The organism is Flavobacterium sp. (genome assembly GCF_035456225.1).
In the GTDB taxonomy this organism is placed as follows: domain Bacteria; phylum Bacteroidota; class Bacteroidia; order Flavobacteriales; family Flavobacteriaceae; genus Flavobacterium.
Map to the genome: position 1 here is coordinate 1 of NZ_DATIDM010000073.1, position 7,041 is coordinate 7,041.

Here is a 7,041-nt window from a genome sequence, read left to right on the forward strand (position 1 = left end):
ACCAAGGCTGCAAATATAGTTTTTAATATCCTGCTTATGAATACTTCAAAAAAAATTGAATGTTTGTAAATTGGCTCGTATCTTCGTCGCTTCTTTTTGAAACTTACTCACGATGTTATTCCTTATCAAGGCTTATTTTAAATTCCTCTGGAACTCCAAAAACCAACACGGGGTTCATTCTCCATTTGTGTTTTCATTGGTGACCAAATGTTTTTACGATAAAAAACCGAAAGCGGAATACAAACTCCTGAAACAATACCGAAACGACTTGCTTCAAAACAAAAACACGATTGAAGTAACCGATTTCGGAGCCGGCTCACGGGTTTTCAAATCGAATGTCCGCCAAATATCAAAAATTGCCAAAACAGCCGGAATTACTAAAAAACGAGCCGAATTATTATTACGAATCGTAAATTATTTCCAACCGGAATCGATTTTGGAAATCGGGACTTCTTTAGGATTGGCCACTTCAGCACTTTCTTTAGGAACCCGAGTCGCAGACGAGCGGAGCGGAGCTAATCCGAAAGCAAAAATCACCACGTTAGAAGGCTGCCCCGAAACTTCGGGAGTTGCACAAAAACAATTTCAAAAGTTCAACTTCAATAATATAGAAACCGTTGTAACCGAGTTTAGTGACTATTTATCACAAACTGCGACTGAAAACTGTCACTGGGAACTCATCTACTTCGACGGTAACCATTCCAAAAAAGCCACGCTGGAGTATTTCGAGCTTTTACTTCCAACCGTCACCAACGATACGGTTTGGATTTTCGACGATATTCATTGGTCTGCAGACATGGAGGAAGCCTGGGAAGCCATAAAAAAACATCCGAAAGTTACCGTTACTATCGATACGTTTCAGTGGGGATTGGTGTTTTTCCGTTATGAACAGGAGAAAGAACATTTCGTTATCCGAACCTAATTTTTAGTAATTTTGATGTTCTAAACAACACACATGGACATCAATCAGATTTTCGAAAACAACCGCTCCTGGATTGCCAAAAAACTGGAAAACGACGAACATTATTTTGAAAAATTATCCGAAGGACAAACTCCCGAATTCTTATACATAGGGTGTTCCGACAGTCGTGTTACTGCCGAAGAACTAATGGGAGCTGCTCCCGGACAGGTTTTCGTACACCGCAACATTGCCAACATGATTCCTAATACCGATCTGAATTCGATGTCGGTCATCAATTATGCTGTCGTTCAGCTGAAAGTCAACAACATAATCGTTTGCGGCCATTACGGTTGTGGAGGCGTAAAAGCAGCCATGCAACAGTCTGATTTAGGAATTCTGAACCCTTGGTTAAGAAACATTCGCGATGTATATCGGATTCATAAAAAAGAACTAAACGCTATCGAAAACGAAGAAAACAGATACCGCAGGCTAATAGAACTAAACGTTCTGGAACAGTGCATAAACATCATCAAAACCGCCGAAGTTCAAAAAGCAAGCGATGAAAGATGTTTAAAGGTACACGGATGGATATTCGACATTCATACCGGAAAACTAATTGATTTAAAAATTGACTTCCCTAAAATTATGGAAGGAATAAAAGAAATTTACAGAATCACACCGTAATACACAACAAGTAAGAATTTTAACAAACAAATAACGTTGAAAAAAAACACATAACTATTTAAAAATCAATATCTTTGTTATGCGTTAAATAACATCTGCACATGGTTTAAAGCATTTGCAGATGGTTAACAGCAATCATACTTTTTTTAAACTCCTCATCTTATCAATGGGGAGTTTTTTTTTAAATCATTGTAACAATTTCAGACATTTAACTACTTATACCCTATCGAATTTCCCTTTAAAGTTTAAAACCGAAAAACTGCTAAAATGTCAAAACCCATAATAGATATAAAAGGTATTACCCGCGATTTCCCTCTTGGAAACGAAACTGTTTACGTTTTAAAAGGTATTGATTTACAAATCAACAAAGGGGAATATGTTGCCTTAATGGGGCCTTCAGGTTCCGGAAAATCAACATTGATGAACATCTTGGGCTGTCTGGATACTCCTACCGCAGGCTCGTATGTTTTAAACGGGAAAGACGTGAGTAAAATGGAAGATGACGAACTGGCCGGAATTCGCAATAAGGAAATCGGATTCGTTTTTCAAACTTTTAACCTCATGCCACGTACAACGGCTCTGGACAACGTAGCATTACCTATGATTTACGCCGGGTATAATAAAGAAAGTCGAAACAAACGTGCCACCACCGTTTTGACGCAAGTCGGACTGGCCGATCGTATGGATCACAAACCTAACCAGCTATCGGGAGGACAGCGCCAGCGTGTTGCCGTGGCAAGAGCTTTAGTGAACCATCCATCTATCATCCTTGCCGACGAACCTACAGGAAACCTGGACAGTAAAACTTCCGTGGAAATCATGAATCTTTTTAATGAAATCCACGCTAACGGAAATACTGTAATTCTGGTTACTCACGAAGAAGACATTGCCAAACACGCCCACCGCATCATCCGTTTGAAAGACGGAATGATTGAAAGCGATAATCCGAACAGGTAGTCCAGTATTCAGTCGCAGTGTTCAGTCACAGTGTTCAGTCTGCAACCTGTAAACTGCGACTGTAAACTGAACACTTTTAAAATGGAGCGAATGGCTTGGAATCTATCAGTAAACCCTATTCCCGCCATCCGTTCTACACGGTGCCACTGCTGTCGGGGCTATAGAGTTTTCGTCTTTTATTTTTGGTAACTCCTCAGGAAATTCAGCAACTTAGCGACTCAGTGACTCAGAACCTTAAAAAAGTCTAACAGAAACAAATACCCTAATCACTATCAGTATTTGGCTCTTTTTTTACAAACTTCCCAAAAAACCTCAGTAACTTAGCGACTCAGTAACTAAGAACCTTAAAAAACGAAACGAGCTTTCAGCGAGTTCCATCGAATACCAATAACAAATAAACCATAATGAGATGAAAGTATATACCAAAACCGGAGATAAAGGAACTACAGCCCTTTTCGGGGGAACACGAGTTCCAAAACACAACATCCGCATCGAAAGTTACGGGACTGTGGACGAATTAAATTCCTATATTGGACTTATCCGCGATCAGGACATCAATCCGCTTTACAAAAATGTATTAATCGAAATACAGGACCGTCTTTTTACCGTTGGAGCCATTTTAGCCACGCCACCGGAAAAAGAAGTCCTCAAAAACGGACAGCAGCGCCTGAACATCAACCGTATTTCAGATGAAGATGTACAATTTCTTGAAAACGAAATCGACTCTATGGATGCTTCCTTGCCACAAATGACACATTTTGTACTTCCGGGTGGCCATACAACTGTGTCATATTGTCATATCGCCCGCTGTGTATGTCGTCGTGCCGAGCGTTTAGCCACGCATCTGAATGAATTAGAACCGACAGATGTGCAGGTTCTTACTTATTTAAACCGACTTTCTGACTATCTTTTTGTATTGGCACGGAAGTTGTCCAATGACCTGAACGCTGACGAAGTGAAATGGATTCCGCGTAAGCAGTAATTCAGTCACAGTATACAGTCGCAGTATTAGTATCAAAAAACTGTCAACGGAGACTGAAAACTGAACACTAAAAAAGACGTTCTTAACTTTTTTTAAAATAAAAGAAATTTTACTTGATTTTTTCAGTATAAAATTTATTTTTGCATAAAACTATAAATCAATCAAAGATGTATTGGACATTAGAATTGGCATCTTATTTAAGTGATGCCCCGTGGCCAGCCACAAAAGATGAGCTTATCGACTATGCTATCCGAACTGGAGCTCCTCTAGAAGTAGTGGAAAATTTACAGTCAATAGAAGACGAAGGTGAAATCTACGAATCAATGGAAGAGATATGGCCAGATTATCCCACCGACGAAGATTATCTTTGGAACGAGGATGAATATTAAAAAATAAAGCACAAAGAAAAAGTCTCTCACGAGGCTTTTTTTTTGTGTAAATTTGCAGACTATTATTAGAATATAAACCAAACCAGATTATGAGTTTCATAAACAGCATATTAAAAGCTTTTGTGGGTGATAAATCCCAGAAAGACGTAAAGGCAATTCAACCGATTATCGCCAAAGTAAAATCATTTGAAAGCTCTTTAGCCGCCTTATCAAATGACGAACTAAGAGCAAAAACAACCTATTTTAAGGATCAGATCAAAGCCGCTCGTGCTGAAAAAGATGCTAAAATAGAGGCTTTAAGACAAGAAGTTGAGACTACGGAAGACATCGACAAAAGAGAGGATATCTATGCTGCTATCGACGCAATCGAAAAAGAAGCTTATGAAATCTCGGAAAACGTATTGAGCGACATTCTTCCTGAAGCGTTTGCTGTAGTTAAAGAAACTGCGCGTCGTTTCAAGGAAAATACGCAAATCACCGTTACTGCGACTCCAAAAGACCGCGAATTATCGGCTGCAAAATCATACATCACTATCGAGGGAGACAACGCCGTTTGGGCCAACTCCTGGGATGCTGCCGGAAAAGCCATCACTTGGGATATGATTCATTATGATGTGCAGTTAATTGGTGGTACAGTTCTACACCAAGGTAAAATTTCCGAAATGCAAACGGGTGAAGGTAAAACGTTGGTAGCAACCCTGCCAATTTATTTAAATGCCTTAACCGGAAACGGAGTACACCTGGTAACCGTGAATGACTACCTTGCAAAACGTGACAGCACCTGGAAAGCACCTTTATTCGAATTCCACGGATTGACTGTTGACTGTATTGACAACCACCAACCGAACACCGATGCAAGACGCAAAGCTTATGAGGCGGATATCACTTACGGAACCAACAACGAATTCGGTTTCGACTACTTAAGAGATAACATGGCTCATACGCCGGGCGAATTGGTACAGAGAAAACACAATTATGCGATTGTCGATGAGGTAGATTCCGTATTGATTGACGACGCACGAACACCGTTGATCATTTCAGGACCGGTTCCTCAAGGAGACCGTCACGAATTCAACGAATTAAAACCGAAAATCGAAAACTTATACAACCTTCAGCGTCAATTAGCCAACGGTTTCCTTACCGAGGCAAAACGTTTGATGAAAGAAGGAAACACTAAAGATGCCGGTTTCCAAACCTTAAGAGCTTACCGTGCTTTACCGAAAAATAAAGCATTGATCAAATTCTTATCTGAAGAAGGCGTTAAACAATTACTTCAGAAAACAGAAAACGAATACATGCAGGACAACAACCGTAAAATGCCGATTGTTGATGAAGCTTTGTATTTTGTAATCGAAGAGAAAAACAATCAGGTAGAATTAACAGACAACGGAATCAAATTCCTTTCTCAGGACACTTCCGATGATTTCTTCGTACTTCCGGATATCGGTACCGAAATCGCAAACATCGAAAAACAAAAACTTTCGAAAGAAGCAGAAGCGGAAGTTAAAGAACAACTATTCCAGGATTTCTCTGTAAAAAGTGAGCGTATCCATACCTTGACACAGCTTTTAAAAGCCTATACCCTATTCGAAAAAGATACGGAATACGTTATCATGGATAACAAAATCCTTATCGTAGACGAGCAAACAGGTCGTATCATGGATGGCCGTCGTTATTCTGACGGATTACACCAGGCAATTGAAGCGAAAGAAAACGTAAAAATCGAGGCTGCTACGCAAACATTTGCAACCATTACATTACAGAACTACTTCCGTATGTACAGCAAATTGGCGGGTATGACCGGTACTGCTGTTACAGAAGCAGGCGAATTCTGGGAAATTTACAAATTAGACGTAGTGGAAATTCCAACCAACAGAGGAATTGCCCGTAAAGACAAAGAAGACTTAATCTACCGTACAGTTCGTGAAAAATTCAACGCCGTAGCGGAAGACGTTCAGGAAATTGCTGCATCAGGAAGACCGGTATTGATTGGTACAACTTCGGTAGAGATTTCCGAATTATTAAGCCGAATGCTGAAAATGCGCGGTGTACAACACAATGTATTGAACGCGAAATTACACAAACAAGAAGCGCAAATCGTTGCTGAAGCAGGTAATGCAGGAGTAGTAACTATTGCAACAAACATGGCTGGTCGTGGAACCGATATTAAATTATCACCGGAAGTAAAAGCAGCCGGAGGTTTAGCAATCATTGGTACAGAACGTCACGATTCACGTCGTGTAGACCGTCAGTTACGTGGTCGTGCAGGACGTCAGGGAGATCCGGGAACTTCGCAGTTCTATGTATCTTTGGAAGACAACTTAATGCGTTTGTTCGGTTCAGAGCGTGTAGCGAAAATCATGGACAGAATGGGAATCAAAGAAGGTGAAGTTATTCAGCACTCCATGATGACTAAATCCATCGAAAGAGCACAGAAAAAAGTAGAAGAAAACAACTTTGGTACGCGTAAACGTCTATTGGAATACGATGACGTAATGAACGCACAACGTGAAGTAGTTTACAAACGCCGTCGTCATGCATTGCACGGAGAACGTTTAAAAGTGGATTTGGCGAACATGATGTATGATTTGGCTGAACTGGTTGTGGAAAACAACAAGCTTACCAAAGATTTCAAAAATTTCGAATTCGAATTAATCCGTTACTTTGCTATCGAATCACCGGTTTCTGAAAGTGATTTCAATAAACTTTCCGATGTGGAATTAGCCGGTAAAGTTTACAAAGCAGCATTAAAACATTACGATGAAAAACAAGATCGCAATGCTAAAGATGCTTATGCTGTAATTAAAAATGTTTACGAAAACAACAACGGTCAGTTTGAGCGTATCGTTGTTCCATTTACGGATGGCATCAAAACGCTTAATGTAGTGACTGATTTAGAGAAATCATACCTTTCAGAAGGTAAAACGCTTTTAACCGATTTCGAAAAGAACATCACTTTAGCGATTGTTGACGAAGCATGGAAGAAACACCTTCGTAAAATGGACGAGTTGAAACAATCGGTTCAGTTAGCCGTTCACGAACAAAAAGATCCGTTGCTGATTTACAAATTTGAAGCATTCAACCTGTTCAAGAAAATGTTGGACGGTATCAACAAAGAAGTAATTTCA

Annotated in this window: 6 protein-coding genes; all 6 read left to right on the top strand. The window is 39.9% G+C overall.

Annotated features, from left to right (window positions below; genetic code table 11):
• Positions 1–112: 112 nt before the first annotated feature.
• A complete protein-coding gene (locus VLB74_RS04325; protein WP_325202235.1) occupies positions 113–922 on the top strand; it encodes an O-methyltransferase in 810 nt (269 codons plus the stop codon).
• A gap of 33 nt (positions 923–955) precedes the next feature.
• On the top strand, positions 956–1,585 hold the full coding sequence (locus VLB74_RS04330) for a carbonic anhydrase (RefSeq protein WP_325202236.1): 630 nt from the start codon (positions 956–958) through the stop codon (positions 1,583–1,585).
• A 267-nt stretch (positions 1,586–1,852) separates the two neighbouring features.
• A complete protein-coding gene (locus VLB74_RS04335; RefSeq protein ID WP_325202237.1) occupies positions 1,853–2,542 on the top strand; it encodes an ABC transporter ATP-binding protein in 690 nt (229 codons plus the stop codon).
• A 409-nt stretch (positions 2,543–2,951) separates the two neighbouring features.
• Positions 2,952–3,524: a cob(I)yrinic acid a,c-diamide adenosyltransferase gene (locus VLB74_RS04340; protein WP_325202238.1), complete on the top strand. Its 573-nt coding sequence runs from the start codon at positions 2,952–2,954 to the stop codon at positions 3,522–3,524.
• A gap of 167 nt (positions 3,525–3,691) precedes the next feature.
• Positions 3,692–3,913, top strand: a complete 222-nt coding sequence (locus VLB74_RS04345) for a DUF2795 domain-containing protein (RefSeq protein WP_002986941.1) — start codon at positions 3,692–3,694, stop codon at positions 3,911–3,913.
• An 89-nt stretch (positions 3,914–4,002) separates the two neighbouring features.
• Positions 4,003–7,041 (top strand): preprotein translocase subunit SecA (gene secA / locus VLB74_RS04350; protein ID WP_325202239.1); only part of this gene is annotated, 3,039 nt, incomplete at its 3' end.